The 15,444-nt window shown below is 42.3% G+C and carries 14 protein-coding genes; 2 read left to right on the forward strand and 12 right to left on the reverse strand.

Annotated features, from left to right (window positions below; all coding sequences use genetic code 11):
* Positions 1-75: 75 nt before the first annotated feature.
* Positions 76-933 carry a hypothetical protein gene (locus IRJ18_RS20650; protein WP_194108171.1) on the reverse strand — a complete coding sequence of 286 codons (858 nt, stop codon included), beginning with the start codon at positions 931-933 and terminating at the stop codon, positions 76-78.
* 174 nt (positions 934-1,107) lie between these two features.
* On the opposite strand from IRJ18_RS20650, the gene IRJ18_RS20655 reads away from it, so the two are divergent.
* Positions 1,108-1,764, forward strand: a complete 657-nt coding sequence (locus tag IRJ18_RS20655) for a hypothetical protein (protein WP_194108172.1) — start codon at positions 1,108-1,110, stop codon at positions 1,762-1,764.
* Here IRJ18_RS20655 and IRJ18_RS20660 read toward each other — a convergent pair.
* The 3 genes from IRJ18_RS20660 to IRJ18_RS20670 all read right to left on the reverse strand — a co-directional run bounded on the left by IRJ18_RS20660 (position 1,761) and on the right by IRJ18_RS20670 (position 4,927).
* Entirely contained in the window at positions 1,761-2,234 is a 474-nt protein-coding gene (locus tag IRJ18_RS20660) for a hypothetical protein (protein WP_194108173.1), read from the reverse strand. The genes IRJ18_RS20655 and IRJ18_RS20660 overlap by 4 nt on opposite strands.
* 81 nt (positions 2,235-2,315) lie before the next feature.
* Entirely contained in the window at positions 2,316-3,644 is a 1,329-nt protein-coding gene (ffh, locus tag IRJ18_RS20665; RefSeq protein WP_194108174.1) for a signal recognition particle protein, read from the reverse strand.
* Positions 3,645-3,754: 110 nt separating this feature from the next.
* Positions 3,755-4,927 (reverse strand): hypothetical protein, encoded by a 1,173-nt coding sequence (locus tag IRJ18_RS20670; protein WP_194108175.1) that lies wholly within the window; start codon positions 4,925-4,927, stop codon positions 3,755-3,757.
* 150 nt (positions 4,928-5,077) lie between these two features.
* Between IRJ18_RS20670 and IRJ18_RS20675 the strand changes: the two genes are divergently transcribed.
* On the forward strand, positions 5,078-7,528 hold the full coding sequence (locus tag IRJ18_RS20675) for a DUF5916 domain-containing protein (RefSeq protein ID WP_194108176.1): 2,451 nt from the start codon (positions 5,078-5,080) through the stop codon (positions 7,526-7,528).
* A 54-nt stretch (positions 7,529-7,582) separates the two neighbouring features.
* Here the strand turns inward: IRJ18_RS20675 and IRJ18_RS20680 are convergent, their stop codons facing one another.
* From IRJ18_RS20680 to feoB, 8 genes are all read right to left on the reverse strand, one after another.
* On the reverse strand, positions 7,583-8,599 hold the full coding sequence (locus IRJ18_RS20680; protein ID WP_194108177.1) for a DUF3078 domain-containing protein: 1,017 nt from the start codon (positions 8,597-8,599) through the stop codon (positions 7,583-7,585).
* A 51-nt stretch (positions 8,600-8,650) separates the two neighbouring features.
* Entirely contained in the window at positions 8,651-9,886 is a 1,236-nt protein-coding gene (locus tag IRJ18_RS20685) for an RNA polymerase sigma factor (protein WP_194108178.1), read from the reverse strand.
* Positions 9,887-9,936: 50 nt separating this feature from the next.
* Positions 9,937-10,275, reverse strand: coding sequence for a YciI family protein (locus IRJ18_RS20690; RefSeq protein ID WP_194108179.1), 339 nt, complete (start codon positions 10,273-10,275; stop codon positions 9,937-9,939).
* A 114-nt stretch (positions 10,276-10,389) separates the two neighbouring features.
* Complete coding sequence (locus IRJ18_RS20695) at positions 10,390-11,121, reverse strand: peptidase associated/transthyretin-like domain-containing protein (RefSeq protein ID WP_194108180.1); 732 nt, start codon at positions 11,119-11,121, stop codon at positions 10,390-10,392.
* Positions 11,122-11,195: 74 nt separating this feature from the next.
* The gene (locus IRJ18_RS20700) at positions 11,196-12,089 is read right to left on the reverse strand and encodes a glucosaminidase domain-containing protein (RefSeq protein WP_228072977.1); all 894 of its coding nucleotides are present in this window, start codon (positions 12,087-12,089) and stop codon (positions 11,196-11,198) included.
* Positions 12,090-12,097: 8 nt separating this feature from the next.
* Positions 12,098-12,649 carry a glucosaminidase domain-containing protein gene (locus IRJ18_RS20705; RefSeq protein WP_194108181.1) on the reverse strand — a complete coding sequence of 184 codons (552 nt, stop codon included), beginning with the start codon at positions 12,647-12,649 and terminating at the stop codon, positions 12,098-12,100.
* Positions 12,650-12,652: 3 nt separating this feature from the next.
* On the reverse strand, positions 12,653-13,291 hold the full coding sequence (locus IRJ18_RS20710; RefSeq protein WP_194108182.1) for an O-methyltransferase: 639 nt from the start codon (positions 13,289-13,291) through the stop codon (positions 12,653-12,655).
* A 39-nt stretch (positions 13,292-13,330) separates the two neighbouring features.
* Positions 13,331-15,442, reverse strand: a complete 2,112-nt coding sequence (gene feoB / locus IRJ18_RS20715; RefSeq protein ID WP_194108183.1) for a ferrous iron transport protein B — start codon at positions 15,440-15,442, stop codon at positions 13,331-13,333.
* Positions 15,443-15,444 lie beyond the last annotated feature (2 nt).

Genomic DNA, 15,444 nt, shown 5'->3' on the forward strand with positions numbered 1-15,444 from the left:
TCATAACAAGAGCTTTAACAAAAAGGGTGTGTGGCAGTTGCCACACACCCTTTTTGTTAAATATTAATAAATTGGTTACAGTACTACAGTATTGTTATTATTTACTCTCCAAATAGCAGCGCCGGGCGTAGGGAAGCTTACCCCTTTTGTACTGCCACGTACCCCTGCATCTTGTCCAAAATAATATAATGGATGGCCTTTAAACACCAATTGGGCTTTGCCAAACACAGTAATGGTGCCGAATTGGCTTTTATCGCCCAGTACTGTGGGGATGCTGCCTATGGCAGTCACCTCAGCCATTGGCCAAACGGTATTGTTGCTTAAATCGGCCTTGGTGAAGGTATTTGTGTTGTGGGTATCTTTAGTAAACATGTACAACGTCCGACCGTTGGCATCGGTAATAAATTGCGAGCTGCCAGTACCTGCTACGCCCTGGTCTGTGTATTGTACCCCATCTAAGCCAGTAAGCTGGGCATTGGCAAACATTACGGTGTAATCGGCTTTTGCTATGGCCCAAAGGTTGCCAAACGCATCGCCATTGGTATCACCCGCAGCGGCATCCTTACTGTAATAATACAGTGGCCAGCCTTTGTAGGTATTCTGCTTTGATCCGTCGGGGCGGGTTATCACAGCAAAATCTGTTGCAGATAAACCAGTGCCAATAGACGGGTTTTCTTTAAAAAAGGGTGGCCAGATAATAGCACAGGCATCAATGCAGGTAGAGGTGTTTGCTGCATCTTTAGAGAAAAAATAAAGCGAAAAGCCGTTGTTATCTGTAAGTAAGGCGCCAAACTTGGCATTAGTGGTTAACTGTACCCCGGTTAAAACTTTTGGAGGGTTATCGTTAACGCTGTTGTCTTTTTTACATGATGCACTTAGTAAGGTGATCATCGCAGTCGCTATTAGGAAATAGCCGGATTTTAGTGTTTTCATAGTTGGGTTTTTAAAATAAATTACCCTACAATTACTATGTTAAGATCCAATTGGTTGCCTTTGGGTTAATAAAAATACACTATAAGTTAATGTTATGGGTGTTGAATGATAGGTTATAATGTTGCCAACTGGGTAAATAAGCGTATTGTAACCCCGAAACATTACTTTTGCCATATGATTTATAAAGCTACTTTGTTTACGGCAGTGCTATGTGTTATAGTTTTAAGTGCATGCACTAAGAAGAAAGAAGGAGTAATGGTATATCAGTTGCAATATACTTTACCCGATAGCTTACAGACTTACGAAGCTTACCTGCCTAAAACCTCCACGGTATATTTTAAAGATGATTCGGTAGCTACCGTACAAGGCACCGACCAGGAATCGACCACGATGATCACCCATCAGCCCACTAATTATATGCTTTGCCTGCTAAAATCGGGCGTGAGGCGCTTTGAGGTGCAGTATAATAAAGATGACCAGGCAAAAGAATTGCCGGACATGAAGATGTATGATTTTATTAAAGGCACTGCGACAAAGAAAATAGCGGGTTACGACGTGCAGCAATATATTATGAAAAATAAATTCAACGGGGATACCACCAGCACCTGGTTTACCCACAATGTAACTGTGCCCCCCGGTTTTTTGACTATGGTGTTTAACCCCGAATTAGGCGTGCCGGTAGCGTTCAGCACTAATCAAAACGGGATGGTTACCAAAACAACATTGAAGGAGATTAGGTATGAATCAGTACCTGTGGGGATATTCAACGCGCCGCCTGGATATATGAAACTTACCCCGCAGCAATTGCGCGAAATGCCTGTAGAGAACTAATTTGCCGGTATTGCCGTTGCTTTATCATACATAGCCTGATAATCCTTTTCGCGCATGTATAACTGGGTAATGGTAAACAATTGCTTTGATTCATCAACAGTCATCAGTAGTTGTTTTGATGATTTTGAAAGGTATTCACCTTTAGCTGATGACTTCCATTTGTACCTGCTTTTACCTAAAATACTTTTCAATTCGTTGTGAAAGCAAGTGTCGCATTCAAAGGTCCGTTTTTGATAAATACAATTATTCGATTTATCGAATTTAAAATACAGTTCTTGCGCGCTATACTTACCCCCGACCTTGAATGTATAGGATGAATCAGTTTCTGATTGAGAGCTGTTATATTTAACCTGACCGGTATTCAACGCCATCTTGATCCATCGTTTAGAATCGCCTACGTTAACCTGGGCAAAGGAAGTATGGCTAATGACGAATATGATAAAAGAAAATAGGAGTAAGGATTTTTTCATAGGTTTACTAAGATAGCAAAACCCAAACAAAAAACCCCGAACATATTTGCCCGGGGTTTCTTTATCCTATTACCTTTCGAATTACATCTTAGGCATGCGGCGCATCATGTTGGCCATAGCGGCAGGGTTACTCATTTGTTTCATTACTTTGCGCATATCCTCAAATTGTTTTATTAGGCGGTTAACTTCGGTAATGTTAGTGCCCGAGCCTTTGGCTATGCGGTTGCGGCGGCTTTGATTAATAGCGTCAGGGTTTTCTTTTTCGTGCGGGGTCATAGATTGGATAATGGCTTCAATATTTTTAAAGGCATCATCGCCCACTTCCACATCCTTCATCATTTTGCCAACGCCCGGTATCATCCCCATCAGATCTTTCATGTTACCCATTTTTTTGATCTGCTGTATCTGGCTATAAAAGTCGTTAAAGTCGAATTTATTCTTGCGTATCTTCTTTTGCAGTTCGGCGGCTTCCTTCTCGTCAAACTGCTGCTGAGCGCGTTCCACCAACGAAACCACATCGCCCATACCCAAAATACGCGAAGCCATACGGTCGGGGTGGAAAACATCAAGCGCTTCCATCTTTTCGCCCGTACCAATAAATTTTATCGGCTTATTCACTACCGATTTAATAGATAACGCAGCACCACCACGGGTATCGCCATCCAACTTGGTCAGCACCGCGCCGGTAAAATCCAGGCGGTCGTTAAACACCTTGGCGGTATTCACGGCATCCTGGCCGGTCATGGCATCAACCACAAATAAAATCTCGTTAGGGTTAACAGCGGCTTTTACCTGCTCTATTTCAACCATCATGGCCTCGTCTATAGCTAAACGGCCGGCGGTATCTATAATCACTACGTTGTTGCCTTGCTGTTTGGCTAAAGCCACACCCTCCCTGGCAATGGCAATAGGGTCGGTGCTTTCGCGGTTAGCATAAACCGGGATGCCTATTTGGCCGCCTAAAACCTCCAGCTGGTCTATCGCCGCCGGGCGGTAAACGTCGCCGGCAACCAGCAAAGGTTTTTTGTTTTTCTGTGTTTTTAAAAAGTTGGCCAGTTTGCCGCTAAAGGTAGTTTTACCAGCGCCATTCAAACCTGCTATAAGGATAATGGTTAGCGGACCGGTAAAGTTAATTTCCGACGTTGTGCCGCCCATCAACTCGGTCAGCTCATCGTTCATTACCTTGGTCAATAACTGACCGGGTGAAATGCTGGTCAATACATTTTGACCAATGGCTTTTTGCCTTACATCATCGGTAAATGCTTTGGCGGTTTTATAGTTAACGTCGGCATCCAGAAGGGCCTTGCGGATCTCCTTCATGGTTTCAGCCACGTTTATTTCAGTAATAGTTCCTTGTCCTTTCAGGACCTTAAACGCCCTGTCGAGCTTATCTGAAAGATTTTCAAACATGTTATATTCAGTGCTTTTAATTCAAAAATTTGCGGTTACAAAGGTAGTTAATTAACCACATAGTTTACAGGAATAGGAACAAGACAATACAGATTTATCAGTAAAAAGTGCTAATCAACACTTTTTACCAATGCTGCCATCTTTATATTAAAATCGGCTTTAGTTATGCCTGTTAGTTTTTCCAACGTGCGAAAATAATTGGCATCGCCCTGTTCACGTTTGCCGCAACTAAGCAATTCCATTACCGCAGGCATCCCTTTTTCTTTTTCAAGTTTTTGGGCTATTAATGCATTTAATACATAAGCCACTTTAAGTGGTTTTTGCCCGGCTTCAAAGTTAGCCACACTGAGGTATAACGTTAGCCAGTCGGGGTTAGGGTTGGCGGCCAACCATTTTTTAAACCGGTCTTTTATTTCAAGACAGGTATAGCCCCAGCTTCCCCCATATAAATAAGCGCAGCCTTCATCAACTGGTCGGTTAATAATATCGGGGTTCATTACCAGGCGCAGGCGTTCATGAAACAAGTCGTGTGGGTCAAAACGTGTGCCTGTGGTGTAACCGCCATTTAGTACCAAATCTATATTGTTTTCATGCACGGTACGGCTAATATTTTTTATGCCGTTATAGTTAGCTATATAGTCAACCCCTAATACCTCAAGTACTTCGGATGAATTATCACAATAATATAGTCTAACCGGCCGTGTCGGAGTTTTTAATTTAATTTGATAATAATCAAGTGTTCGCTTATAACTTTTAACTTCGGCAAGGTTAATGGTGTCTTTATAATAGCAGGTGATATAATTTACCCGTTTGGTTTTCCATGTAGCTGTTTGTTGTCTTAATGGCGAATAGAAACAGAACCGGTCATCTTGTTTTTTTGCCATAAACCGGTAGCTGCCGCGTATTACAGGTGTATTTGCGCTTTGCCCGATGTATGATAATTGGATTATAAAATCACCGCTGTTCAACTGTATTATATTTGTTAGATACGGCTTATAAAAGTTAATATCGTTTAAGGTGGCGTTTTGTTCAATGCCCTGCATTTCCCTCAGTAGTATCGCTGTTTCCGGGAGGTCATCTTTTAAAACATAGCTATTGTTTTTTGCAGGATGCTCTTTTTGTGCCAGGAAACCGTTTAACGAACTAATAAGCAAATTGCTAATCGTAGTGTCCTGCGGTAAGCGTATATCTTTTGAAATAATAACAGGCGATTGCGCATGTACATTCAATATTACACTTAACAGCGGGCCCGCCATTAACAATCGGATAAGTTTTAAATACATCTTGTGATAATTTTTTACAAGGTATATATAATTTATATTACCCTGATTTTAACAATTTTGCCAGTTTTTTAACCATCCCTTAACAAATTTCGTGTAACCATTGGGGTAGCTTTGGCGTCTTATTGCTAACATAACTATTTTTAACTGAAAATGAAGACCATCTTTGGCCTTTGCCTATCCTGTTTAACAGTATGCGTTTTTGCGCAAGCCCCGGTTAAAAAACTGGAAGCCATTAAGGTAACTACCCCGCCTAAAATTGATGGCGTACTTGACGATGATGTGTGGAAGAACGCCCCCATTGCTACCGATTTTGTTGAAAACAACCCGGTAGCAGGCCGGCACGAGAAAAACGAAGAACGTACTGAAGTTAAAATCGCTTATGATAACGCGGCTATTTATGTAGCTGCCCGCATGCATGAAACATCGGCCGGTAAGGTAGCACGCGAACTAACCACCCGCGACAATATAGCTAACGATGATTATTTTGGAATGATACTGGATACCTATCTCGATGGTATAAATGGCACAGGCTTTTATGTCACCGCGGCTGGTGTGCAATTTGATGCAAAGTATATCCCGGCAGGCAGCGGTGGCAGCAACGAGGATGGATCGTGGAACGGGGTTTGGGAAAGCAACGTGAAAGTGGATGAACACGGGTGGACGGCAGAGTTTAAAATCCCATACTCGGCATTGCGCTTTGGCAAAAAGGACGCGCAAACCTGGGGACTGAATTTTATCCGTAAAAGGCAAAGTGAACAAAAGCAACTTTTTTGGAATGAACTTGACCCTAAGAAAAACGGTTTGATGAACCAGGAAGGGCAATTAACCGGATTGAAAAGTATTACGCCGCCATTGCGCCTTGCATTTTACCCTTACTTCTCAACCTATTTAAATCACTATCCGTACAATACTGCCGGGGTTAAAAACACTACAGGTTCGGTAAATGGCGGGATGGATGTTAAATACGGCATTAATCAAAGCTTTACCCTGGATGTTACCCTGATCCCCGATTTTGGGCAGGTACAATCGGATAATAAAGTGTTAAACCTTACGCCTTTTGAAGTAAAATATACAGAAAACCGGCCCTTTTTTACCGAAGGCACCGAGCTGTTTAATAAGGGGAATTTATTTTATAGCAGAAGGATAGGCGGATCGCCAATTGATTATGGCAAAGCTTACGATGGGTTAAAACCAACCGAATCGGTAATAAGCAACCCAAGCGAAACACGCTTATTGAACGCCACAAAAATATCAGGGCGGTTATCAAACGGGTTGGGTATCGGCTTTTTTAACGCCATTACCAATAGCGCTAATGCCATTGTTGAAGACGCGAATGGTAACCGCAGGGAGGTAGAGACATCTCCCTTAACCAATTATAACATCCTGGTGCTTGATCAAAACCTGAAGAATAATTCGGCAGTAACGCTGATCAATACCAATGTAGACAGGTTTGGCAAGGATTATAATGCCGATGTTGGCGGGGTGGTATTTAACCTGAACAATAAGAAAAATTCGTACAACATAAACGGCTATGGCATGATGAGTAATTTATTCTATCATGATCAGCCAACGGTTACAGGTTATAGTTATGAACTCAGCTTTGCCAAAACACAGGGTAGTTTCACCGGTGCCATTACGCAGGATCTGGTAGATGATAAATATAACCAGAACGATCTGGGTATATTGTTTAATAATAACTATTTAAACCATAATCTAAATTTGCAATACTTTATTTATAAGCCCAGTAAATTGTTTAACCAATGGGGTGTTTTTGCCAATGCATATTATTCGCGCAGACTTAAAGAATCGGCTTATCAAAACCTTAATCTTAACGTAGGCTCATACTTCCGTTTCAAAAATAACTGGCAAAGCAATATTAATTTAAATAATAACCGCTCAGGTAACGATTTTTATGAACCCAGGGTAGCCGGGCGATATTACCGCACATCCGGAGATAATAACTTTAATTTTAACCTTAATACCAACAGTAATACCCGCTTACATGGTGGTATTTATTTTGCGTATCGGGTTTATAACAGGTTTAAAGGGCGTGGCTATGATGGTGAAGTTTCTTATAACTATCGCATCAGTAACAAGTTTTCGTTTGGAGAAGATGTAACGTATATGCCACGCTTAAACAACGCCGGTTTTTCAACAATGGATACACTGAATAATAACCCCATTTTTGCCCGCCGTAATGTGCAAACGCTGGAGAATATCTTTAATATCAAATACACCTTTAATAACGTCGCTGGCTTGTCGTTCCGGTTAAGGCACTATTGGTCTAAATTAAATAACAAAGAATTTTTTGACCTGGCGCAAAATGGTGAATTAGCTAACCTTACCTCAAATCATTTCGATACAGCTAACGATCAGAATTATAATGTTTGGAATATAGACATGATATACGAGTGGCAGTTCTCGCCGGGTAGCGTGCTTAGTTTAGCCTGGAAAAGCTCGTCGCTTACTAATACCAATATGGCCAAATACGGCTACTTTAATAATTTCGATAACACATTCAATCAGCCCAAAAATAATAATTATTCTATTAAAGTGCTGTATTATATTGATTATCAGAACTTGAAGAAGAAACGGGGTTAGTGATTGGTGAGTAGTTGATTAGTGATTTGTTTATTGTCGCAACTACTCACTAAATCACGGAAACTTATAAATAATACCTAAAGCTAAACCTTCGGTAGCTTGTGGTTTGGTAGAAGTATCATTATCAAACAATACCGTGGTGGTAATATTAACGTTGATGAGTTTGTTTACTTTTGCCATCAGCACGGCATCCATGCGGTGGTCGATATTGATCAAACCACGCCCATAGGGGATAAACCCGGCATAACGCACGCCAAAATGCATGTTCTGCATAATATCCTTATCATAAGTAGCTACTACCTGGAAAGCCAGTTCGTTTTTAAATGTGCGCCCCGGCGCCACACCATAGTTGGATGGAATGCGGTGATAAATAGTGGTATCAAGCACAAAAGTTTGACGGGCCGTACCCGTACCTATCCGCAGATCGAACACTTTATTAGGCTTATACTCGATACCGACAGACTCGGTTAAATAGCCGGGCGACATTAAGCTGGAGATAAGCTGCGGTGCTGAACCATTGGAAGGGTATTGATATCCCTTATCAAATTGCGATTCGAACGTTAACGACCCGAAAAAGAGCCAGCGTTTTGAAAGCTGGGTAGCTACCTTATTATCAAAAAACAACCGATCGTTAGTTTTGCGGGCTATCTGGCCCTTATTCGTTACCCGGCCGTAAAGCCCCAATAGTTCAGCAGTATAATCAAAAGGGGCTTTGTTATATTCGGTTTTATAATCAAAATTGCCACCTATGGCTAACGAGCTTACGCCACCCGCAGCCCAGTTATTACTAAAGGCCGATTGGTTAAGATTGATGCCAAAGGTGATCCATTTGCGCCAATAGTTAATTTTATAATCCATCATGGATACAGGGATCAGTTCCTCATGTATCACCGCGGGTTTTACCCGGATGGGAATGGCATTGCGGCGGGGCTCAATTCTATATTTATTCAGCAGGTTGGTATCAATTTTCAGGCTGTCGGCTTTTTTTAGACTATCAGTTTTTTGTGCCGATGCAGGCAAAGCAAAATAAAGGCAGCTAATAAAAAATAATACAGATACTGTTTTTAACATGGTTAGCGCAAAGAAAAGCAAAAATCAGCTTCAATTAAAGTTTAATGTTTTTTAACTAACGCTCAGTTGCCCTATTTTCTTTTGCATAGCCAGCTTATCAGCAGGTGTTTTTGATAATTTTAATGCTGTTGTGAAATGTTGCCTGGCCGTGATATTATCAACATCGGTGTATAACTCTCCAAGCAGCGCATAATATAGGTGATTGTTATTTAGCTTTAATTTTTCTGCTTCAACTATGGCTGCAGGCTTCCCTTTGCATTTATAAAGGGCATAGGTGCGGTTTAATGCTGCCATGGGCGAATAGCTTAAAATAAGTAATTCGTTATACAGCATTAAAATATTTTGCCATTTAATTGGTGTGTCTTCTTTAAGTGTATGCCAATAAGCTATACCGGCTTCCAGGTGGTATTTTGAAAAAGTTTTCCCCTTTGATGCACGGTCTAAAAAATGCTTTCCCTGGGTAATCAGTTCTTCATCCCATAAGCGCTCGTCCTGGTCGGCATATAAAATAAGTTCGCCGGATTCATCTATCCTGGCATCAAAACGCGACGCCTGAAAACTCATTAAGGCAAGCAACGCGTTAACCGCTGGTAAATTTGTACTGGGATTTTCTATCAGCTGGAAAGCTAAGCGCATAGCCTCTAAACAAAAATCTTTACGTAAGGTACTTTTGTGATTTACAGAATAATACCCCTCGTTAAACAACAGGTATAAAGTTGTCAGTACAACATCCAGCCTTTTGTCCAATTCGGAAGGCGGGGGGAATTCGATTTTTATGTTAGCCAGCCGCAGCGTCTCCTTAGCCCGGTATATTCTTTTAGTAACCGTTTCTTTGCTTATTAAAAAAGCATCGGCTATTTCACTTATCCCAAAGCCACAAAGTATGCGCAACGCCAGGCTAATTTGCCCCTCTGACGATATAAGCGGGTTGCAAATAGCAAACAACATCTGTAGCTGGCTGTCGGTAATATTTTGGTTGGACAGGTCGATGTCTAATTCTGGAGACATATGGGGAGCCGAACTAAGTGACACCGCAACCTTTGATGTAAATACCTGGTGGTGCCTTAAATAATTTTTAGCCTTGTTTTTGGCAACACCATATAACCAGGCCACCGGGTTTTCGGGCAGGCCGTTTATTCCCCAGGTTTCAGATGCGGTTAAAAAGGTATCGCTTGCAATGTCTTCGGCAATCTCTATATGGTCAAAGCCAAACAAACGGCAAAGCACAGCCGTAATTTTACTGTATTCTGTGCGGAATAAATGTGGTATCAGTTCCTGGCTTTCCATTGTAAATAAAAGCCCCCATATAGTGGGGGCTTGTTTATAATATTGCAGCGTTACATTACGCTTATTTCACGGACTTCAATACTGCCGCCGGGTAATATAGGGCAGCCGGCTGCCAGTTTCATTGCCTGTTCGTAGTTATCAGCATTAACTACGGAGTAACCCATAAGCGCTTCTTTAATTTCTGTAAAAGGGCCGTCCGTTTCTACGTTATTGCCACTTAATACTTTGCCTGTGGATTCTAAACGGTTGCCTCTGTCAACTAAATGGTTTTGGGCGGCAATGCTACCAATCCAGTCCATCCACCTTTGTGTGGTAGCTTGCATTTGTTCGGGTGTACGCTCGGGCATGGCATTATAGTCGGCCCGGTACAGGAATAAGAAATTTTTCATGTTGTTAATATTTTAAGTGTTAAAAACCTAATGACAACCCACAAATGCAGATATGGACACTATTGCTAAAATATTTAAATAAAATTAGATAACGGCAAATAATTGCCTCGATTATTATTTCAAATCGGGCAGCGAAAATGCCTTTTGATTACGCAGATAGCGCTTTAAGTTAGCCCGTATAGAAGCGATGAACTCGTACTGATTGGCATTGACAACCGTATAATAGCCCGGGCGGTATTTTTGCATAAAATCAGTAAGCATGGGGTCCTTTAAACCGGTAATATTGGCTACAAATTGTTTATTGAAACGAAAGTCGATCTGGTTTTCGTGATATTCCTGTTCTATATACCCCTGTAGTTTTTGGGCGTTCCGGCCTTCGCGACTGAAAGAAGTCCATAACGCATCTATACTAATCCCCGCACCCGAGCCTGGCGACAGGCTCAAAACATCGCGATAAGCATTAGAGCCATAGGCCTTGCTGTATTCCGATTTGGTGGCTAAATACCTTTTATAGGGACTTTGTAAGGTATCTTTAATGTTTACCTGTTTTAGTTGAATAGCTGTTGGACTTAAGTAAATAAGCAGTGTATTGTTAGCCGGAACTTTTACAGTATCGGTAAAGTACCCAAGTTTACTAACCACAAGTTTATCGTCGGGCAAAACGTTTATCTTAAATTCGGCCTTAAGGGTGTTATAAATAGATTGCTTTGTGCGCAGGTTAATGATATTTACTTTGGCAATCCGCTCTTTGGTTACCTTATCAAACACAACACCTTCCGCAACCCTTTCCTGCGCAAAGGATTGTATGGCTAACCCACAGATACATACCAAAAGCCAAAACCTCATTAGTACTACAAAGCTATGCCTTAAATGCTTAGCGTTTTATTATTTAACAAATATTAACATCGGAGAGGGGCCTTTTACTTGGCCACCACCAGCTTCTGGCCTATCTTAATCGTATTGTCGGCCATATTGTTTAGTGCTTTTAACTCGTCAACCGTTAAGCCAAAACGCTTAGATATGGAGTATAGTGTATCGCCCTGTTTAATGGTATAGGTTTTATCAGTTGGCGTGGCATTCACCAGCGAGTCTTTAATGGCTTTGCCGATATTTTGGTTGATCTGCGTAAGTACCCTGTCCTCGCGTTTTATTTTTTGTACAGTACCTTCCGGACGGTCATATTGGTCAAGGTTGTACTTTTGGATAACGCCTATCAGTAATTGCGGGTATTTTGGATTGGTGGCATAACCGGCATCTTTCAGGCCGTTGGCCCAGCCTATATAATCGTTCTTGTCCAGTTCAAATAACCTCGCATAACGCTTCCGTTTTAAAAATTCCGAATGATCGCGGAACGAATCCTCAGCACGGTCGTACACGCGAAAGCAATCGTTCACCTGGTCGTCGTCCTTATAATAACTTTTGCCTTTCCAATCGCTGGTGCATTTTATGCCGAAGTGGTTGTTGGCTACCCGCGCCAGTTCGCCATTGCCATTGCCCGATTCAAACAAGCCCTGCGCCAGTGTAATGCTGGCGGGGATGCCATATAGGTTCATCTCCTGGATAGCTATAGTTTTAAACTTATCAATATATTGCAGAGTGGTGTAAGTAGGATAGTTGGCTATCGCGTCGTGGCGTTGCTTTTGCAGGGCTTCGTTATTGCGCCTTGCCTCGCTATTGGATACCCCCGGATTAGCGCTGCTAATTATTTTTTTGTGCGATGAGCACGAAACTATTCCCAAACAAAAAAGCGACATGATAGCCAGGCTACCTGTCGCGTAATATTTATAAAAGTTGGCTATCATTAAGCCAAACATAAGAAAATTTATTGTTTAGCCTTCACCATCGGCGCTTGCGCAAATTCGGTGCTATCACTTTTGTTGCTATCGAAAGCGTTTAGGTTGTATTTGTTTATTAACGCTAAAACCTGGCTGCCCCATTTCTTACTGCTGGCATAGCCACTGCGCTGTATACCTTTAACCCAGCCTACATAATCGGTAGTAGTTAGTTCTTCGGCCAGATGGCTGAATTTTTTCTTCTCGGTCATGATACGGGCGAAATCGTTAAATGAGTCAAGCACCGAATCGTAAGCCTTATAGGCGCTGCGCACCTTCTTTTTGTTTTTGTAATATACCGATGTTGTGCCGCCTTTCATGCCAAACTGGTTGTTCAGGTTTTTGGCAATGGCGCTGTTGCCGTTAGCGCTTTCGTGCATGGCAATGCCTAAAATAATGCTGGCGGGGATACCGCTTTGGTGCATAATGGCAATAGCGTTGTCTTTAAATTTCTCGATGTAGGATTGTGAAGTGTTTTTCTCCTGGGCCGAAGCGGCAAAAGTAGTAACCACTAAAAGGGTAAGCAGTAATGTTTTCTTCATAATTTACTTTTTTCTGATGAGCAATAAACCATCGCGTACGGGGAGGATCAATTTCTCCACCTGCGGATTGGCAGCAATGCTGTCATTTAGTTCGCGGATCAGTTTTGTATCGGTATCCTGGGCGTCGCCATACACCTTACCTTTCCACAAAACATTATCAATTATAATTAAACCTCCCGGTCTTACTTTTTCAAGTACGAGCGCAAAGTAAAGCAAATTATTTTTTTTATCAGCATCTATGAACACCAAATCAAGCGGCGGGCCGTCAAAACCGGCTATTATTTGTGCTGCAGGGCCGATATGCAACCTTATCTTTTTTTCCACATTTGTGGATTTAAAGTGTTGATTTAGCAGTTCTTCCAGTTCAGCGTTTATTTCAATGGTATCAATAAACCCTGTTTCGGTAAGCCCTTCGGCCAGGCAAATAGTAGCGTAGCCGGTAAAAGTGCCAACCTCTAAAATGCGGCTTGGGGCCATCATCTTACTTAGCATACTCAGTAATCGTCCCTGGTAATGCCCCGATAGCATGTGCGGTTTCAGGATCTTTAAATAGGTATCGCGATTGATCTTTTTAAGCGCTTCAGGCTCAATATCGCAATGGGTTTCCAGGTAAAGCTGTAAATCTGCCGGTAAAATTTCCATCCTGCAAAAGTAAGCAATTGCGATAAAATCCCTTGCTCTCTACTTCAATACCTGGTAGGTGATGAAGCTAATTACATATGCCAGTACGGTCATATAAGCAAATTGGGCTGCGGGCCAGCGCCAGTTTTTGGTTTCACGGTACACTACGGCTATAGTACTTGCGCACTGCATAGCAAAAGCATAAAACATCATTAATGAAAATGCTACAGCCACAGTAAACACGGGCTGCCCTGTTTTGGGATTAATGGCATTGGCCATTTTCTTTTGTACGGTTTCCAGTTTATCGGCATCGCCATCAACGCTATAAATAGTAGCCATGGTACCTACAAACACTTCGCGGGCGGCAAAGGATGTAATAAGCGCAATACCTATTTTCCAATCGAAACCTAAAGGGCGAATAACCGGTTCAATTACATGACCTAATACACCGGCATAACTACCTTCTAATTTTTCAGACGCGATAGCATGGCGCATGTCATTTGCGTTCATGGTTTTATACTGGGGCTGTTTATACTTTTTATCAATGTTTGCAAAGCGCTTACCGGGGCCGTAGCTGGCCATTACCCACAGGATAACCGATACAGCAATAATTACTTTACCTGCCTGCAATACAAAAGCTTTCGCTCTATCGTACATAGAATGCAGCACATTGCTCCAACGCGGCATACGGTATACCGGAAGTTCCATTATAAAATAGCCCCGTTCGCGGCCTTTTAAAATAAACTTAAATACATAGGCTACTACCATGGCTGAAACCAAACTGAGCACATACATAGCGGTTAGGGCCAGGCCCTGCATGTTGAATATCCACCATACATTGCGGTTAGGTACTACCAAAGCAATCAGCAAGGTATAAACAGGTAACCGGGCCGAACAGGTAACTAATGGGGTAACCATAATGGTAATCATCCTGTCTTTCCAGTTCTCAATAGTACGGGTGCTCATTATAGATGGCACGGCACAGGCAAAGCCGCCTATCAGCGGCACTACCGATTTCCCGTTAAGGCCAACCTTACGCATGATCTTGTCCATCATAAACGTAACTCGCGACATGTAACCGGTATCTTCCAGTATAGATATAAAGGCAAACAGGATAGCAATTTGCGGGATGAACACCATAACCCCGCTTAAACCACCAACTATACCATCGGCAAGTAAATTGGTGGCCGGCCCGGCGGGCAGCACCTGGTGCAATTTATCCTGCACCCAAACAAAAGCATCAGCTATCAGCTCCATCGGATAAGCCGACCAGGCAAATATCGATTGGAACATGAACAATAAAATGGCAAGGAAAATAATCAGGCCAAATATTTTATGCGTTAGTATTTTATCAATGCGGTTGCTGTTGCTTTCGCCTTGTATGCCTTCGGGTTTTTTAACCGTTTCGGCTAAGAGTTCGTTTATAAAATAATAGCGGGCAATGGTTTCGGTTGCCTGCGCCTTTTGCGAGTGGAAGGCGTGCACCGCTTCCAAATCTTCAATGCGCTGGCTTTGCTCGGGCGTTAAAAACTTCAGGTGTTCGTGCTGGTGCGCCAGTTGCAAAGCAAAATATGGATTATCAGTGGGTATTTCCTTGGCTATATTAGCAATTAATCCTGGCGCTATGGCGGTTACGTCAATGCTTTCTTGCTGCAGCGCAAACTTGTTGGCGAAAGATATGGCCTCTTTTAGTTTATCAATACCGTCAACCCTGCGCGCGGCGATAGGGATAACCGGCACCCCCAATCTCATAGCGAACTTGTTGATGTCGATACTAATCAGGTTCTTATTGGCCAGGTCCATCATGTTCAAGGCCACAATTACCGGTATCTTTAAATCGGCCACCTGGGTATAAAGTAGCAGATTACGCTTAAGATTGGTTGCGTCCAGCACCATCACAACCAAGTCGGGTTGATGCGGGTTATGGCTATCGGCCAAAACAGAAAATACGATAGATTCGTCCTGGCTTTTGGGGTAGAGGCTATAAGTGCCAGGTAAGTCAATAATCTCGGCATGGCGGCCATCGGGCAAATCGCAATAGCCTATTTTTTTATCAACGGTAACCCCCGGAAAATTTCCAATTTTTTGATTAAGCCCGGTTAAAACATTAAAGAGTGTTGATTTACCGGTATTAGGATTCCCTACAAGTGCAACTCTCAGCTCGGCTTTCAATT

The sequence above is a fragment of the Mucilaginibacter boryungensis genome (assembly GCF_015221995.1).
In the GTDB taxonomy this organism is placed as follows: domain Bacteria; phylum Bacteroidota; class Bacteroidia; order Sphingobacteriales; family Sphingobacteriaceae; genus Mucilaginibacter; species Mucilaginibacter boryungensis.

Excerpts from the sequence above, each read along its gene's own strand:
- IRJ18_RS20690 (WP_194108179.1), bottom strand. The coding sequence starts at position 10,275 with ATGAAAAATTTCTTATTCCTGTACCGGGCCGACTATAATGCCATGCCC.
- IRJ18_RS20670 (WP_194108175.1), bottom strand. The coding sequence starts at position 4,927 with ATGTATTTAAAACTTATCCGATTGTTAATGGCGGGCCCGCTGTTAAGT.
- IRJ18_RS20650 (WP_194108171.1), bottom strand. The coding sequence starts at position 933 with ATGAAAACACTAAAATCCGGCTATTTCCTAATAGCGACTGCGATGATC.
- IRJ18_RS20660 (WP_194108173.1), bottom strand. The coding sequence starts at position 2,234 with ATGAAAAAATCCTTACTCCTATTTTCTTTTATCATATTCGTCATTAGC.
- IRJ18_RS20655 (WP_194108172.1), top strand. The coding sequence starts at position 1,108 with ATGATTTATAAAGCTACTTTGTTTACGGCAGTGCTATGTGTTATAGTT.
- IRJ18_RS20710 (WP_194108182.1), bottom strand. The coding sequence starts at position 13,291 with ATGGAAATTTTACCGGCAGATTTACAGCTTTACCTGGAAACCCATTGC.
- ffh (WP_194108174.1), bottom strand. The coding sequence starts at position 3,644 with ATGTTTGAAAATCTTTCAGATAAGCTCGACAGGGCGTTTAAGGTCCTG.
- IRJ18_RS20700 (WP_228072977.1), bottom strand. The coding sequence starts at position 12,089 with ATGTTTGGCTTAATGATAGCCAACTTTTATAAATATTACGCGACAGGT.
- IRJ18_RS20675 (WP_194108176.1), top strand. The coding sequence starts at position 5,078 with ATGAAGACCATCTTTGGCCTTTGCCTATCCTGTTTAACAGTATGCGTT.
- IRJ18_RS20680 (WP_194108177.1), bottom strand. The coding sequence starts at position 8,599 with ATGTTAAAAACAGTATCTGTATTATTTTTTATTAGCTGCCTTTATTTT.
- IRJ18_RS20695 (WP_194108180.1), bottom strand. The coding sequence starts at position 11,121 with ATGAGGTTTTGGCTTTTGGTATGTATCTGTGGGTTAGCCATACAATCC.
- IRJ18_RS20705 (WP_194108181.1), bottom strand. The coding sequence starts at position 12,649 with ATGAAGAAAACATTACTGCTTACCCTTTTAGTGGTTACTACTTTTGCC.
- IRJ18_RS20685 (WP_194108178.1), bottom strand. The coding sequence starts at position 9,886 with ATGGAAAGCCAGGAACTGATACCACATTTATTCCGCACAGAATACAGT.